The organism is Vreelandella arcis, from assembly GCF_900103865.1.
In the GTDB taxonomy this organism is placed as follows: domain Bacteria; phylum Pseudomonadota; class Gammaproteobacteria; order Pseudomonadales; family Halomonadaceae; genus Vreelandella; species Vreelandella arcis.
Window position 1 is genome coordinate 1 of sequence record NZ_FNII01000016.1, and the last position, 14966, is coordinate 14966.

Consider the following 14966-nt stretch of genomic DNA (forward strand, 5'->3'; position numbering starts at 1 on the left):
TTGGCATCCGGGCGCAGCCACGGCAGTAGACCGTTTTTACGCAATTCCGCCTGACGCTCAACCAACCGGTGCGAATAATGGATCGGGGCAGGCATGAACGAATCGGTTTCGTTGGTCGCGTAACCAAACATCAGGCCCTGGTCGCCTGCGCCCTGATCTTCGGGCTTGCTGCGATCCACGCCCTGAGCAATATCGACGCTCTGTTTGCCGATCAGATTGACCACGCCACAAGTGGCACCATCGAAGCCCACATCGGATGAGGTATAGCCAATCTCGTTGATCACATCACGTACCAAGGTTTCGAGATCCACCCAGGCGTTGGTGCTGATTTCACCGGCAATGATCGCCACACCGGTCTTCACCATGGTTTCACAGGCGACGCGCGCCTGTTTATCACGGGCAATAATGGCGTCTAGCACCGCGTCGGAGATCTGGTCGGCAATCTTATCGGGATGCCCTTCGGAGACGGACTCGGAGGTAAACAGGGAAAATGATGCGTGCATTAAGTAATCCGGTTGGTAAGTGAGTTATACGAAAGGGGTAAATGCGCTGGGAAAGACTTAGCTCACGCGGTCGTAGCCGCCGAGTTCGCCTTTTTTGCTGAGCACGAATTGCCAGAGTTGAATATCGCGCGCTCGAAAGGCCCCCGCGCAGCTGAGCAAGTAATAGCGCCACATGCGGTAAAAACGCTCGCTGAACTGATCTTTGAACTGAGGCCAGTTGGCTTCAAAGTTGGCGTGCCAGGCCATTAACGTCTTGTCGTAGTCGGCGCCAAAGTTATGCACGTCTTCCACGACAAATTGCGGTTCCGCCGCATCGGTGACCTGACCGAGGGCAGGTAGCTCACCATTGGGGAAAATATACTTATCTATCCACGGGTCGGGAGAAGTGCCGCGGACATTTTTACCAATAGTGTGCAGCAGAAAGAGGCCGTCGTCTTTCAGGCAGCGATGGGCGACGTCCATGTATTCACGGTAATTTTTACGCCCAACGTGCTCAAACATACCGATACTCACGATACGATCAAACTGCTCGGTTTCGTCGCGATAATCCTGCAAACGAAACTCGACGGGCAGGCCGCTTTTCATCAGGCTCTTACCGTATTCCGCCTGCTCTCGAGAGATCGTTAATCCGACGCATTCAACCCCGTAATACTCGGCGGCGTAAGCCATAAAACTGCCCCAGCCGCAGCCGATATCCAGCACGCGCATGCCGGGCTTAAGCTGCATTTTACGACAGATCAGATCGAGCTTGGCTTCTTGCGCTTCTTCTAGGGTAGTGGCGTTTTTCCAATAGCCGCAGGTGTAGGTCATGCGTTTATCGAGCATGGCCGCATAAAAATCGTTGCCTAAGTCGTAGTGTGCCTCGCCGACCTGAAACGCACGCTTGGCGGTTTGCAAATTAATCAGGCGATTTTTCAGGTGGTGAAAAACGAGCTTGTGCGGGTTGAGTTGTTCAGGGAGACGTGCGCGCAGTAGGTGAAAGAAAAATTGATCCAGCGACTCGGCGTCCCAATCACCCATCATGTAGCGTTCGCCAAGGCCGAGGTTGCCGTGAGAGAGGGCGTCTTCAATGACACCTTGGGCATTGAGGTTAATATCCCAGGGACGACATCCATTGATACGAATATCGGCCTTTTCGAGCAGGTCAGCAATAAAACGTTGGGAAGAAGACGTTTCGTCATAAAAAGCGGTGTGCGTAAAAGTGGAGTTTTTCAAATCCATAGCCCTACAAAAAAGTGTAGTAAAGACCAGTTGGTCGTCTTTACGAGGGAATTAGCCCTCAGTGGGGTCTGGAAAATAACCGCTAGGGTGGAAGTAAGCGCATCTAGTCTTCCTTTTGGCGAGATAAAAGAAGGGAGTGAAATAAAGGGGAGCTTGAGCGGCTAGGGTGGAGTCTGCATCAAAATTTGAGAGGACATCGGAAACTCCAAAGGAAGGGATTGATGCTCGGAGCCTAAAATTCGTAAAAAACAGGCATTAAGCATTGCAATTTTAACGATTATTGAATCAGTTTGCACCTAGGCGGCTAACGTAGAGTCGCAAGGCTGGGCCCTAACCAAACAGCTTCGGGCCAGACTAAGCAGTCCAGCGATCGCCGTGTTAGCGTATGGGCTAACAGCCTTTACCTAGAGATTGATATTTGTCGATGCGCGAAACACTGGAAAAATATCAAGTCTGGCTGTATCTCATGGCGATTTTTGCCGGAATGGGCGTAGGGGTTCGTTGGGACGCGGTGCAGTCGTGGGAAGTGGCGCTTTGGCCGCTCCTTGGTGCATTGCTTTATGCCACCTTTACCCAAGTCCCGCTTTTACATATCTCGTTGGCGTTTCGAGATCGCCGCTTTATGGCGGCCCTGGTGCTGGGCAACTTTATGGCGATGCCTCTGGTGGTGTGGGGGTTGGTAACGCTATTTGCGTTAGAGGGTGGCATATTGCTGGGGGTGCTGCTGGTGTTGTTGGTGCCCTGCACGGATTGGTTCATTAGCTTTACACATCTCGGCCAGGGAGACAGCGCTCGGGCGATTGCCGCAACGCCGGTGCTGTTATTGCTCCAGCTTGTGCTATTGCCGCTGTATGTCGCGGTCATCATGGGTGAGCAGTTGGCCGGCGCCCAGCTGCTAAGCGAATTATTGCCTGCTTTTGGGGGGCTTATTCTGACCCCGCTATTGTTTGCGTGGCTTACCGAGAAAGGGGCCGAGCGTTATGCCTTGCTCAAGCGAGGGGTGAGCGTGATGGGCTGGCTTCCTGTGCCGTTGTTGGCCGCCGTGGTGTTTTTAATTGCCGCCTCGCAAGTTCAGTTGGTGGTCGATACCCGAGAAACGCTGTGGCAAGTGGCGATGATATTTGTGCTGTATCTGCTTGCAGCGGCGTTGCTGGGCAAGGGGCTGAGTTCAATGTGTCGACTGCCCATCGCCTCAGGGCGAACGCTGGCGTTTAGCCTGGGGACGCGCAACTCCTTTGTGGTGCTACCTCTGGCGATTGCCTTGCCTGAGATATGGACGGCCGCCGTGGTGGTGATTGTGCTTCAGTCGCTAGTTGAGCTGCTAGGGATGTTGGTTTACCTGAAATGGCTCCCACGGCTGATAAACGAACGAGCCGCTGACCCATACGAATGAGCATTAAACTGTGCACGATGGGATTGCTCAACGTCGAGTGGCGTAGCGGTGGCCTAACCAAACCGCTGTAAGCCACAGCGGAAGGCTTGCTAGCACATACACACAGGCCAACGTTACGTTCGACCGGGCGAGGGTGATGGCCTCTAAACTAAATAGAGAGAAGGTGGTGAACCCACCGCAAAAGCCTGCCACCCAAAAAGGCTGCCAGTGTGTTATGCGTGCATTAGCTGCCTTTGCAAAATGGGCGGCGAGCCAGCCGATGAGCCAGGCGCCTGCCACATTGACCAGGAGTGTGCCCCACGGAAAGACACTGCCGAATGTGCCCATCGTCAATAAAGAGATGACGTAGCGTAGCGCACTGCCCAAGCCGCTGCCGATGCCCACGGCAGCGTAGGTCGCAAGCATTTTCATAGGCCACCGCCTGCCAGCCACGCGCCTACCCCACAGGCTATGACGCCAAGCACCACCGTAAATAAGACATTGGCAAGCGCCTTGCCGGGCGCACCTTGTTGCCATAGGCCTAGGGTTTGAAGGCTAAACGACGACACCGTGGTAAAACCACCCAGTAATCCGACCGCTATGATCAGCCAGAAGTTGCCGGGTTGCTTGGCGTCGCCCATGTTGAGTGCGCTCGCCAGCCAGCCTAAGGCGAATGCACCCAGCAGGTTAATGGCTAACGTGCCCCATGGGAACGCGCCGCCGACCCATCTGGCGAATAGATTAGCGATGCCGAATCGGGCCATTCCCCCGACTGCGCCGCCGACTGCCACCAGCACAATGCTGTTCAAACCGATACTCATTGGCGCTTCCCTAAACAGTGCGACCGGATAATTAGACAAGCTTAACATGCCACAAAACCTGGTTATGTTGTCCATCGTTGTCGTGAACGGACAGGCGCTGTCACCGGTCAATGAGTTCGTGTAGAAAGGAATTTGAACAACAACAATCAACTCGTTCCACTGTTTAAAGGAGACGCACGCCATGACCGACCAGGTACTCGCGGCCATTGATAGCTCACAATTTTCCACAGGCGTTTGTGACTATGCGGTATGGGCGACCAATCGGCTCGAAGCCCCGCTGTCGTTTATTCATGTTATCGATAATCATCCACAGACCTCGGAACCCGACCTAACCGGTAACTTGGGGCTAGGTACGCGCGAGCATCTGCTTGAAAAGCTCTCAGACGTTGAGGAGCAGCGTGCCAAGCTGGCCCGGGAACAAGGGCGGCTTCTTCTGGAGGATGCCAAACAACGTGCCCTCCATGCGGGTATCGCTGCGCCGGAGACTATGCAGCGCAACGGCACGCTGGTGGAAACGTTGGTCGAGCAGGAAAATAGCGTGCGGCTTCTGGTGGTTGGCAAGCGTGGGGAAACCGCTCACCAAGCAAGCGGTCACCTGGGGTCGAACCTAGAGCGGGTGGTGCGCGAAATGCATCGGCCGATTCTGATGGTACCGAAAGCATTTACCCAACCCGAGACGGTCATGATGGCCTTTGATGGCAGTAATACAGCGCGTAAAGGAATTGAAATGCTGGCCAAAAGCCCGTTGTTTAACGGGGTAACATGCCACGTGGTCATCGTCGGCGCGGAAACCGCCGAGAACCGCTCCCAGCTCGACTGGGCGCTAACCATCCTAGAAAGCGCGGGGTATGCCGCCGAAGGCGCGATTCGTGCGGGTGACGTGGAAGAAACGCTGCGTGCCTACAAGGAAGAACATGCCATCGACATGCTGGTGATGGGGGCCTACGGCCATTCACGCATTCGCCAGTTGCTGGTGGGCAGCACGACGACCGCGATGCTGAGAAAAGCCCAACTGCCGGTATTGATCTTGCGCTAAGCACGGGGCGCTTGCTGAGCCACCTTGAGCGTGCCCTGCGCCAGGCACCACGCCACGACGATAAATAACAGCATCGCACCCAAGATAGCGCTGAAGGGTACTCCCGCGCTTAATGCCAGCCCAAGAGCGGCCGGTGCGATGCCGGTGGAAAACACCATGGAAGCGCTAAGCGCAGAGCGCACGCGACCCAAATGTTCAATGCCCCAGAGCCTGATGAGTAAGCCCGAGGCGATCAACTCCTGGGCTCCCATCGCCAAACCACCGCCCACCATAAGGGCCCAGACACTGGCATCCCCACCGGCCACAGTGGCAAACAACATGGCGGTGGCGTAGGGAAGCAAATAGAGCCGCGCTAACCGCGTCGGGCCGATTTTATCGATCCAGCGGCCGCCCAGCAGCGCCCCAGGCAGCTTAGCGACACCCATTCCGGCCAGGGCCAGGGCATAGACGCTGAGCGAGCTGTCTAACGCCTCGGTAAGCTGAGCCTGGTAAATAAATAGCCCGGTCATGGTAATGGGTAATGCCATTAATAGCGGCAACAGCAACCAAAAGTGAGGATCGCGAAATGGCTGCGGCCCTGAATTATCGCGTTGAACTGGCTTTTCATTTGGCGCGTTAGACCAGGGAGCACGGTGGAGCAACCATAACCACGGTAAGGCCAGCGCTGCACACAGTAGCCACCAAAAGGATGGCCAGCTTAGCCAGAGCAGCGAAAAGGCAACGAGAGGAGGCAGCAACGCTTCCCCAAACGGGATACCCAAGCTTGCTAGCCCCATGGCACGGCCGCGCAGGGTGGTGAACTCCCGGGCGGCCAGCGTATTGCCTAAATGCGTTAACATGCCTTGGCCGCACAAGCGTACCAAGCCTAAGCCGAGAACGCCCAGCCACCACCATGGTGACAGGGTTAGCAGCGCGACCCCGACGATTAGCGCGATCAGCACCGTTATGGCAAATCGGCGCGGGGCGATCCAATCAATTGATGGCCCCAGGCGAAGCATGACAAACCCGGCCACCAGTGTCACGACCGAGTAAGCCGTGCCAAATTGGCCTGCGCTCAGCTGCCAATGGTCGGCCAGAGGGGCCTGAAAAAGCCCTACAAAATAGCTTTGCCCTAGACTTGAGCTGAACATGGCCAAAAAGGCGATACTCAGCACACTACGATGGTCGCGCAGCAAGGTGCGATAGCCCATGGTGCAGTATCCTTTGCATAACTAGCTGGCGGGTGGAATCACTTACAACAAGTTCATTAGCGCAATTGTAACAGCAGATCATAAGGAGACGGTGATGAACCATCCCGATATAGACGTGCAGGCCATGAAGACGCGCTTATTAACGCTGCGCGAAACACTACTCGACGAAAGTGCTGATAGCGCCGGGGCCAGAGATACGGTGACGCTAGATCAAACCTCCGTAGGGCGTCTGTCACGCATGGATGCACTTCAGGGGCAGGCGATGGCTAAGGCCGAAGAGCAGCGCCGGCAGTTAAACGTCACGCGTATCGCCGGGGCGCTTCAGCGCCTGGAGCAGGGCGTTTTCGGCGAATGCATCGAGTGCGGGGAATGGATTAACACCAAACGCTTGGAAAGCGATCCGCTGGTCCTCAAGTGCATCGACTGCGCCGAATAGAGCTTAATCGGCGGGCGTGGTATTTTTAGCCGCGTGTTCGAGACGGATTCAACCATCACCAGGAGCCCTAATGACGATTCAACGCCACGATACCAAAGCTCGCATGAGCCGCGCAGTTCTGCACCAGGGAGTGGCCTATTTGTGTGGCCAAGTTGCTGGGCCGGAGGCCCGCGAAGGTGATATTACCCAACAAACCCACAGCATGCTGGCGCGCGTGGACGCGCTGCTAACCGAGATCGGTTCATCTCGCGAGCAGCTGTTAACCGCGACGGTTTACCTTAAAGACGGCGATGATGTGGCCGCGATGAACGCCGTTTGGGATGCCTGGGTACCCGAAGGCTATGCCCCAGCCCGCACCTGCGTATGTGCTCCGCTGCCGTCAGACGAACTCAAGGTCGAGATTACCGTCACCGCCGCGGTCAATGGCTAATGATCTTTGCTGGCCGGAAAGCGCGTATCGCGCAGGCTGTCTTTGATTTTTTTAAGGTGCGGTAGAAAATCTTCGCCGCGCCTTAGTGTGACGCCGGTGGCTAGGGCATCGATCAGGGTCAACTGAATCACTCGGGACGTCATCGGCATGTAATGGTCGGTGTCTTCCGGCGTGGCGACCTCAAGGGTTGCGGTGCATTCCTGGGACAACGGCGAATTAGGCGCGGTAATGCCCAGCACTACCGCGCCTGACTCACGTGCGACGCGCGCAATATCGACCAGCTCACGTGTCCTTCCGGTATAAGAAATAATCACCACCACATCGCCGGTGTGGCAGGCCGCCGCGATCATGCGCTGCATTAATACATCGATATGCACCATGACCGGCAGGTTAAAGCGAAAGAACTTGTGCTGGGCGTCCTGGGCGACTGCGCCGGACGCGCCCAGGCCAAAAAAGTGGATCTGTTTGGCTTGGGTTAAGTAGTCCACCATGCGCTCGACAGCCCCTAAGTCGATTTCGCGCTGGGCTTCATCCAATGCCGCAATGGTGGCACCAAAAATTTTCGGGGTGTATTGGGTGGCCGTATCACCAGGCTCAACGGCGCGGGTCACGTAGGGTGTGCCGCCGGCTAAACTCTGGGCGAGTTTGATTTTGAAATCAGGATAGCCTTTAGCGCCAAAGTTACGGCAAAAGCGGTTTACCGTTGGCTCGCTGACACTTGCCGCTTGGGCCAGACTGGCAATGCTAAGGCTGGTGGCGACCGCCGGATCATTGAGAATCACATCGGCGACTTTACGCTCTGAACGGTTGAGGTCCTCCAGGCGTTGGCGTATCCGGTCAAGCAAGTCGTGAGCCATTAAACGGTCTCCGTGGTAGTAGATGGCAAGTGCGGATGCCAGTTATCGCACCAGTGGGTAAATTCGTTGGCGGGTAGCGGCCGTGAAAAATAGTAACCTTGGGCGGTTTCGCAGCCAATACGTCGTAGATACATGGCTTGGGGCGCTGTTTCAATGCCTTCCGCGACCACATTACAGCCAACACTATGCGCCAGTTGAGTAATCGTGCGCGCCAGTTGACGGTCTACGTCGCATTCTTCCAAGTCCATGACAAAGGCGCGATCGATCTTCAACGTTGAAAACGGCAGCGTCTTAATATACGCCAATGAAGAATGGCCGGTGCCAAAGTCGTCGATGGCCACGGCAATGTTCGCCTGAGTCAGCTGCGCGAGCTGCTGGCGGGCATTCTGCATATCGCTCATTAAGCCAGATTCGGTAACTTCAATGGCGAGAAACCGAGCGGGTATCCGGCGTGCCGCCAACTGGCATAACAAGCCCTCGGCGAAATCTTTACGCGCCAACTGCCGGGCCGCCACGTTCACTGCAATGTGAAAGTTATCGCCCAGCACGCCCTGTTGTCGCCAGTCGGCGATCGTCCGCATGGCTTCTTCCAGCACCCACTCGCCAATCGCGAAAATATCTCCACTGGCTTCCGCCAAGGGAATAAACATGCCTGGCGATATTTGCCCCAGCTCAGGATGGTGCCAACGCAGTAGCGCCTCGGCGCCGGTAATACGCTGATCAACCAAGCGGAGTTTGGGCTGAAAAGCGAGCGACATTTCACCGCGCTCGGTTGCGCCGCGCAGGGCTTGCTGCACGTGTAGGCGATGGCGTTGCTGAGCCTCGAGGGTTTCACTGTAGCACTGCACCGAAAAGCCATGCGGAGGCGGGAGCGCCAAGGCCGCCATGTGCACAAGCCGTTCGGTATCAAATGCGCCGCTGGCGCGGCTGATACCCACTCTCGCTTCTAGCGGCAGCAGCATATCGTCAACCTGTTGGTCGTTTTCGAACGCCTCCATCAGGTGGTGGGCCAACGACAGAAGTGAACGCTTGTCGTCGGTGGCGCTAATCACTAATAGTTCGCTGCCACCCCACAAGCCGAGGGTGTGTGAGTCACTCAGGCGCTCGTCTAGGCGCTGTGCGATGTGGCGTAGCAGCCGTTCGGCAACTCGGTAACCGTGCAGCCTGATAACGTCATCCAAACGATCCAACACGATAAACAGTAGCCCGGTGGCCTTGTTGTGCGTTGCCGCTTCGCTAAGGGATTGGACGAGACTACGGCGATTGGGTAACTGGGTAATGGGATCGGTGCGCGATTGACGGTAAAGCTCGCGGGTGCGTTTAGCCACCATGCGTTCGAGCGAGTCGGCCTGTTGGTCTCGGACGTGGTAGCGATGCTCGATGCTCAGCACGTTGTGAATACGTTGTAACACTTCGGCACGCTGGAAAGGCTTGGTCACAAAATCGCGCACGCCCAGCGCCAGGGCGCGCTGCTTAGTCTCATCGTCTATTTGGGCGGTTAGCACGATAATCGGCGGCGTTTGGCGTTCAAACGCGTTGTTAAGCTGTTCGATAACCGCGTAGCCATCCAGGTGCGGCATGCGTATATCCAGCAGCAATAGATCGGGTAGCTTCTGCTGGCAGTGGGCGAGCACCTCACGGGGATCACTGAGGCCGTGAATATTATGAAAGCCTTGGTCGTCCAGTAAGTCGAGCATCAACTCAACATTGACTTGATTATCGTCTACTACCAATACGTGCTTGTAATGGAATTTCATGGCTCCTGCCTAATGGGCGCTCCCAGCAAATGGTGCAGTGTGTCGGTAAACTGTGCAATATCAATCGGTTTGGTTAAGTAGGCATCAAACCCCGCGCTGAGGCCCTTTTTGATGTCGCTAGGCAGCGCATTGGCGGAGAGAGCAATCACGCGCACACCGTTGTACTGGGGGGTGTTACGCAAGCGGGTTAGCGCTTCATAGCCATTCATGCCCGGTAGGTGAAGATCCATTATCACGACAGCAGGTATGGAGTAACGCATCATCTCCAGGCCGATCTCAGCGCTTGACGCGGTGCGCAGCGTCACGCTTTCCATGGCGTCGATGATGTCTTCCATCAGGCGTTGATTGGCGGGGTTGTCTTCGATATATAGCAGCGCGTCCTGGTTCGCGGTTTCTAGCGCGCTGTGTTCACCTGCGCCAGGGGGCCGCTTGGTGACAGGCGAGGTCGACACCGGCAGCGTAAACCAGAACGTCGCCCCATGGCCTGGCTGGCTGTCGACGCCGATTTGCCCGTGCATGTGTTCCACTAACTCCCGGGTAATGGATAATCCAATGCCCGTTCCCTCTATATGGCTTTCTTCAGCGTCCAGGCGGTTAAACGGTTCAAACAGCTCGCCGAACCGCGTGGAATCAACGCCGGGCCCTGTGTCGCTTACGCTGATCTTGACGACATCCTGCTGATGTTCCGCGCGGATTTCGATGCGCCCGTTGGCAACGTTGTATTTGATAGCGTTGGACAATAGGTTGAGCAGTATTTGCTTGGTGCGCGTGTAGTCAGCATACACTCGTAAGCTGGTGTCAGGCGGCGTACAGAGCAGCGTGATCCCCGCTGCCGCAGCGTTGGCCTCCAGGGTGCCACACGCATCGTCGAAAACATTGACCAGCGAAATGGCCTCAATGGAAAGCGTCAGTTGGCCCGCTTCGATTTTGGCCAAATCCAGCACGTCGTTGATCAAGCTGAGCAGGTGTTGGCCACTCTTTTCAATTTGGCTGACCTGGCGCTGTTGCTTATCGTTCAACGGGGTTCGCGTATTGCTAGCAAGCAACTGGGCAAATCCCAAAATGGCATTGAGCGGCGTGCGCAGTTCGTGGCTCATCGAGGACAAGAACTCGCTCTTGGCCTGGTTGGCGCTCTCAGCTTGATCGCGAGCGCCGGCTAAGTCTTGCATGACCTGCTCGCGTTCGGCCATTTGACGGTACAGGTTAATCAGCAACGCACAGGTATCGGTGAAGGGTTGCAGCCAGTCCAGCAAGCTTTGGTTCAATGGCTGACGGCTGTTGGCGATAGCGAACATACCGATGAGCTGGCCCCCGCTGACAATAGGCACGCCCAGGTAGTTATCAAGCTGCGGATGCCCCGGTGGATAACTGCCTTGCTGGTTATCTCCGCCTACATTGTTGGTCATGACCACCTCGCCGTAGGCGAAGACGCGACCCAACAGCGAGTCGGGGTTGGTGAGCATCATGTCACTGCTACGTAGTTGCTCCATAAAAGGATGCCATTCGGGGTTCCTCGAGAGGTCAGTAATGGCATGTAGCTTTAGCGCATTGGTGGTCGCGCTGGGAATCACCTCGCCAATCAAGGCGTAGTCGCTGTCGGTGAGGTCGCTGAGTGCTTCCATCAAAAATATCCACAGCTGCTTGCCGGACATCAGCGCCGGGTAGTCGGTAATGCCTTGATGCAGTACTTTGAGTAAGCTCTGTTCTTTTCGGGTGCGCTGATTAGCGGCGTGAATCTGACTTAGGTCGGTCAGAATGCCGATAAACTCCACTACTTGGTGGTGCTCGCCATGAATGGCGTTAATCGCCAATTGCACCGGGACGCGGTGCCCCGCCTTGTGCTGAGCCTCAACTTCGCGACCGCGGCCAATCACCTCTGGGTGGCCGCCGGCTAAAAACTGTTCGATAAACGCATTGTGCTGGTCGTGTATTTCAGGCGGGGTCAGCATGGCCACGTTGTACCCCACCACTTCGTCCTGCGCGTAACCTAATAGCGCCAGGGCGAAGGGATTGATATTCAGTATCATGCCGGTGCTGTCGATGTGCACGATGCCGGTAGCACTGTCATTAAACAGGGCGTCATAGCGGCGGGTGGTTTGCACTAGGGCGTGACGAATGGCGTGCTGCCGAAACAATTCTTCCACCTGACCTGCCAGGCTTTCCATCAACCTCAGTTCTTGCTGGCTAAAGGAGCGGGGTTGGCTATCGAGTAGGCACAGCGTGCCAACCGCGAGACGGTCATCGGTGTGCAGTGGATAGCCTGCGTAAAAGCGAATATGTGGCTCGCCGTGAACGAAGGGGTTATCGATAAAACGCGGATCAAGGCGTGCATCATGCACGATCAATGGTGCATCAGCGGTGATCGTGTGAACGCAAAACGAGGTCTCGCGCTCGGTTTGGCCAACGTTAAAACCCAGATGCGATTTGAACCATTGGCGGTGTTCATCAATTAACGAAATGATCGCAATGGGTACGTCAAACAGCTCGCGGGCAAGCTGAGTCAACCGATCAAACGCCACTTCGGCGGGGGTATCGAGCACGTGAAGCGAACGCAATGCAGCCAGGCGCTGGGGCTCGTTTTCGGGGGGTGGTGGCGCTGGCATGGCCGCTCCGTCAGGCAAAAGACAACAATGTCTTATATCCGTTATCGGCCAATCGCGCCCCGGCTTAAGCCAGGCGGAGCAGTTTTAATAGCCAGCGCCGGTAAGGCGGGTAAAGCTGAGGCGTGGGCGAACGGTTGGCTTGATAAAACACGCCGCGTAGGTGACTGAAGCGATGAAAGCCGTGGCGGCCGTGGTAGGCCCCGTGGCCGCTGGCACCTACGCCGCCAAACGGAAGTCCAGGCACCGAGTAATGCAGTAACGTTGTATTAAATACCAGCGCGCCTGACTGGCTGGCGCGCTGCCATTGGCGCTGACGATCGCGCTGGTGAGTAAACACATAGAGCGCCAAGGGGTGCGGCCGCGCATTAACAAAACCGAGAGCGTGGTCGTTATCTTTGACGCTAATCACCGGCAGACAGCGGCCGAAGATTTCCTCACTCATCACCGTGAGGCGTTGGTGGGGGTCAAGAATCAGCGCGGGGGCATGGGAGCCGTGATCAATCACCCGGCAGCCGTGGTTGCGCGCCTCGGCAAGCATCGCCTCGCTGCGCTTGCGGTGCGCCTCGGTTAGCGGTTGGGTGGCGTCTTGTGCCGAGGGCCGCTGTTTTAAAATTGCCTGGCTCAGGGCGCTCGTTAATGCATCAAAGTGGCGGCTTTCAACCAATACATAATCTGGCGCGATACAGGTTTGCCCGCCGTTCATGCCTTTGCCGAACATAATCGCCTCGGCGGCGCGGGTAAAGTCGGCGTCTTCGGCGACAAAGGCGGGGCTTTTGCCGCCCAGCTCCAGCGTGGTTGGGGTCAGGTTGTGGGCAGCGGCCAGCGCGACCTTTTGGCCCACGGAGGTGGATCCGGTAAACAGTAAATGATCAAACGGTAGGGCGCTAAACGCCTGTCCCGTGGTGGCGTTGCCTTCGATCACGCTGAGCAACTGGGGGCTTAAGTATTGATGAACCAGGCGGCTAAGCAGCGCGCTGGTGTGCGGCGTTAATTCGCTGGGTTTGAGCATTACGCGATTGCCCGCCGCGATGGCATCGATAACCGGCATCAAAGCCAAACTCCACGGGTAGTTCCACGGGGAGATAACGCCCACCACCCCCAACGGTTGAGGAACAATACGCGCTCGCGCCGGCAGCAAACGCCAGGGAACACTGACCCGCCAGGGGCGCATCCAGCGCCATAGGTGCCGACGCGCATGTCGCACGGCATCGAGTACCGGCTGAATATCGGCTAGCTGAATTTCAATGTCGCTGCGCTGGCCAAAATCGGCTTGAATGGCCTCGATGATGGCGTGTCGATGTTGCTTGGTCATCAGCGCAAGCCGGGCTAAATGGGCACGCCGCTCGGCCAGCGATGGGTAGGGCGATTGGCGGAAAGCGAGACGTTGGGTCTCAAGGCAGGCGTTCAAGTGTTGAGTCATGGCGTCTCCTTGGGGCGCTGGCGAAAGGCGCGACGTCGCCAAGCGCCGCAACAGGCAATATGCGCACCGTAACAGGTAGCGGGCCTGCATAGTGTAGAGTAGTTTAACTTAAGCCAACCCAATAGCCGGGAGATGCTATGCCAGCGTCGTTATCGCTTACGCTGTTATCCACTATGGATGCCGTGTCGGCCAGCCAGTGGGATGCGCTGGTTGATCCGGATCAGCCGTTTTTGCGCCATGCCTTCCTGCAGGCGCTGGAGGCCAGCGGCTCGGTTTGCCCAGCGACCGGCTGGCAGCCATGTCATTTAACCGTCTGGCAAGGGGCGCAGCTGGTGGGCGCTATGCCGCTCTATGAGAAGTATCATTCTTACGGCGAGTATGTGTTTGACTGGGGCTGGGCCGATGCCTTTGAGCGGGCCGGGGGTGACTACTATCCCAAAGCGCTGAGTGCCGTTCCGTTTACCCCAGTGCCCGGACCGCGAGCGCTGGTGGCACAAGGGATCGATCCCCAGGCGGTATACGCGGCCTTGGCTCAGGGCTGGCGCGAGCACTGCCAGCGTCAGGCATTGTCGAGCTGGCATTTATTGTTTGCCGACACGCCAGAGGTCGAGGCATGGCTTAAGCAATGTCCCGAATTGATCAGCCGAGAAGGTGTTCAGTTTCAGTGGCGTGATCAGGGCTTCGGCGACTTTGATGGGTTTCTCGCCTCCCTGACATCCAAGCGGCGCAAAATGATCAAGCGCGAACGCCGTCTAGTCGCCGAGCAGGGTTTTGAGCTGGTGCGTTTGTCCGGCGAGCAGATAACGCCCGACGCGCTGAAGCACTTTTACCGCTGTTACGCCATCACCTACCAAGAGCGCGGTCGACCGCCGTATCTAACGCAAGATTTCTTTACCCGCTTATACCGCGATATGCCCGATGCGCTACTTCTGGTGCAAGCTTGTCTAGACGGTCAGCCCGTGGCGGCCGCGCTTTACTTTCAAGGCACTCAGACGCTTTACGGGCGCTATTGGGGCAGCGAGGTACTTGCCGACTGTCTGCACTTTGAAGCTTGCTACTACCAGGGCATCGAGTTTTGTCTTGAGCAAGGGCTTACGCTATTTGATCCGGGGACTCAAGGCGAGCATAAGCTGCTCCGTGGGTTTGCTCCGCAGCGCGTGCGCTCCTTGCATTACCTCACGCATCCCGGCCTGGCAGACGCGGTGGCAACGTTTTGCCGTGAAGAAGGCCATCAGGTGGCGGCTTATCGAGACGCGGCATTCGCCGCGTTACCGTATAAATGAAAGCGACTCGCTGGCCGGTTAGCTTAATGGCATAATG

At 56.7% G+C, this 14966-nt stretch carries 14 protein-coding genes; 5 read left to right on the plus strand and 9 right to left on the minus strand.

What is annotated here, in order from left to right:
- Both BLR97_RS16205 and cfa read right to left on the minus strand, forming a co-directional pair.
- Positions 1-503: S-adenosylmethionine synthetase N-terminal domain-containing protein (locus BLR97_RS16205; RefSeq protein WP_280140206.1), on the minus strand; the 503-nt coding region annotated here is incomplete at its 3' end.
- Positions 504-560: 57 nt separating this feature from the next.
- Positions 561-1718, minus strand: a complete 1158-nt coding sequence (cfa, locus tag BLR97_RS16210) for a cyclopropane fatty acyl phospholipid synthase (protein WP_244511341.1) — start codon at positions 1716-1718, stop codon at positions 561-563.
- A 430-nt stretch (positions 1719-2148) separates the two neighbouring features.
- Between cfa and BLR97_RS16215 the strand changes: the two genes are divergently transcribed.
- A complete protein-coding gene (locus BLR97_RS16215) occupies positions 2149-3117 on the plus strand; it encodes a bile acid:sodium symporter (protein WP_089707571.1) in 969 nt (322 codons plus the stop codon).
- Between the two features lie 27 nt (positions 3118-3144).
- Here the strand turns inward: BLR97_RS16215 and crcB (BLR97_RS16220) are convergent, their stop codons facing one another.
- Positions 3145-3528 carry a fluoride efflux transporter CrcB gene (gene crcB, locus BLR97_RS16220; RefSeq protein WP_244511342.1) on the minus strand — a complete coding sequence of 128 codons (384 nt, stop codon included), beginning with the start codon at positions 3526-3528 and terminating at the stop codon, positions 3145-3147.
- The gene (gene crcB, locus BLR97_RS16225) at positions 3525-3917 is read right to left on the minus strand and encodes a fluoride efflux transporter CrcB (protein ID WP_089707572.1); all 393 of its coding nucleotides are present in this window, start codon (positions 3915-3917) and stop codon (positions 3525-3527) included. The genes crcB (BLR97_RS16220) and crcB (BLR97_RS16225) overlap by 4 nt, the downstream gene beginning before the upstream one ends.
- A 181-nt stretch (positions 3918-4098) precedes the next feature.
- Here crcB (BLR97_RS16225) and BLR97_RS16230 point away from each other — a divergent pair, with 181 nt between their 5' ends.
- Positions 4099-4953, plus strand: a complete 855-nt coding sequence (locus tag BLR97_RS16230) for a universal stress protein (protein ID WP_089707573.1) — start codon at positions 4099-4101, stop codon at positions 4951-4953.
- Here BLR97_RS16230 and BLR97_RS16235 read toward each other — a convergent pair.
- On the minus strand, positions 4950-6143 hold the full coding sequence (locus BLR97_RS16235; protein WP_089707574.1) for an MFS transporter: 1194 nt from the start codon (positions 6141-6143) through the stop codon (positions 4950-4952). The two genes, BLR97_RS16230 and BLR97_RS16235, sit on opposite strands and share 4 nt — an antisense overlap.
- 94 nt (positions 6144-6237) lie before the next feature.
- Between BLR97_RS16235 and BLR97_RS16240 the strand changes: the two genes are divergently transcribed.
- Together BLR97_RS16240 and BLR97_RS16245 are read left to right on the plus strand one after the other, a co-directional pair.
- Positions 6238-6579, plus strand: coding sequence for a TraR/DksA family transcriptional regulator (locus BLR97_RS16240; RefSeq protein WP_089707575.1), 342 nt, complete (start codon positions 6238-6240; stop codon positions 6577-6579).
- Between the two features lie 70 nt (positions 6580-6649).
- A complete protein-coding gene (locus BLR97_RS16245; protein WP_089707576.1) occupies positions 6650-7009 on the plus strand; it encodes a RidA family protein in 360 nt (119 codons plus the stop codon).
- On the opposite strand, the gene BLR97_RS16250 is transcribed toward BLR97_RS16245, so the two are convergent.
- The 4 genes from BLR97_RS16250 to BLR97_RS16265 form a co-directional block, all read right to left on the minus strand.
- The gene (locus BLR97_RS16250) at positions 7006-7866 is read right to left on the minus strand and encodes a MurR/RpiR family transcriptional regulator (RefSeq protein ID WP_089707577.1); all 861 of its coding nucleotides are present in this window, start codon (positions 7864-7866) and stop codon (positions 7006-7008) included. The two genes, BLR97_RS16245 and BLR97_RS16250, sit on opposite strands and share 4 nt — an antisense overlap.
- Complete coding sequence (locus BLR97_RS16255; protein ID WP_089707578.1) at positions 7866-9623, minus strand: putative bifunctional diguanylate cyclase/phosphodiesterase; 1758 nt, start codon at positions 9621-9623, stop codon at positions 7866-7868. Before BLR97_RS16255 ends, BLR97_RS16250 begins: the two co-directional genes overlap by 1 nt.
- Positions 9620-12226: a GAF domain-containing protein gene (locus tag BLR97_RS16260; protein ID WP_089707579.1), complete on the minus strand. Its 2607-nt coding sequence runs from the start codon at positions 12224-12226 to the stop codon at positions 9620-9622. The genes BLR97_RS16255 and BLR97_RS16260 overlap by 4 nt, the downstream gene beginning before the upstream one ends.
- A 64-nt stretch (positions 12227-12290) precedes the next feature.
- Positions 12291-13646, minus strand: a complete 1356-nt coding sequence (locus BLR97_RS16265; RefSeq protein ID WP_089707580.1) for an aldehyde dehydrogenase family protein — start codon at positions 13644-13646, stop codon at positions 12291-12293.
- A gap of 137 nt (positions 13647-13783) precedes the next feature.
- Between BLR97_RS16265 and BLR97_RS16270 the strand changes: the two genes are divergently transcribed.
- On the plus strand, positions 13784-14929 hold the full coding sequence (locus tag BLR97_RS16270; RefSeq protein WP_089707581.1) for a GNAT family N-acetyltransferase: 1146 nt from the start codon (positions 13784-13786) through the stop codon (positions 14927-14929).
- Positions 14930-14966 lie beyond the last annotated feature (37 nt).

What these genes read in the sequence shown, in the direction of transcription:
- BLR97_RS16245 (WP_089707576.1), top strand. Translation starts at nt 6,650, where the DNA reads ATGACGATTCAACGCCACGATACCAAAGCTCGCATGAGCCGCGCAGTT.
- BLR97_RS16255 (WP_089707578.1), bottom strand. Translation starts at nt 9,623, where the DNA reads ATGAAATTCCATTACAAGCACGTATTGGTAGTAGACGATAATCAAGTC.
- BLR97_RS16215 (WP_089707571.1), top strand. Translation starts at nt 2,149, where the DNA reads ATGCGCGAAACACTGGAAAAATATCAAGTCTGGCTGTATCTCATGGCG.
- crcB (WP_089707572.1), bottom strand. Translation starts at nt 3,917, where the DNA reads ATGAGTATCGGTTTGAACAGCATTGTGCTGGTGGCAGTCGGCGGCGCA.
- BLR97_RS16270 (WP_089707581.1), top strand. Translation starts at nt 13,784, where the DNA reads ATGCCAGCGTCGTTATCGCTTACGCTGTTATCCACTATGGATGCCGTG.
- crcB (WP_244511342.1), bottom strand. Translation starts at nt 3,528, where the DNA reads ATGAAAATGCTTGCGACCTACGCTGCCGTGGGCATCGGCAGCGGCTTG.
- BLR97_RS16265 (WP_089707580.1), bottom strand. Translation starts at nt 13,646, where the DNA reads ATGACTCAACACTTGAACGCCTGCCTTGAGACCCAACGTCTCGCTTTC.
- BLR97_RS16230 (WP_089707573.1), top strand. Translation starts at nt 4,099, where the DNA reads ATGACCGACCAGGTACTCGCGGCCATTGATAGCTCACAATTTTCCACA.
- BLR97_RS16260 (WP_089707579.1), bottom strand. Translation starts at nt 12,226, where the DNA reads ATGCCAGCGCCACCACCCCCCGAAAACGAGCCCCAGCGCCTGGCTGCA.
- BLR97_RS16250 (WP_089707577.1), bottom strand. Translation starts at nt 7,866, where the DNA reads ATGGCTCACGACTTGCTTGACCGGATACGCCAACGCCTGGAGGACCTC.
- BLR97_RS16240 (WP_089707575.1), top strand. Translation starts at nt 6,238, where the DNA reads ATGAACCATCCCGATATAGACGTGCAGGCCATGAAGACGCGCTTATTA.
- BLR97_RS16235 (WP_089707574.1), bottom strand. Translation starts at nt 6,143, where the DNA reads ATGGGCTATCGCACCTTGCTGCGCGACCATCGTAGTGTGCTGAGTATC.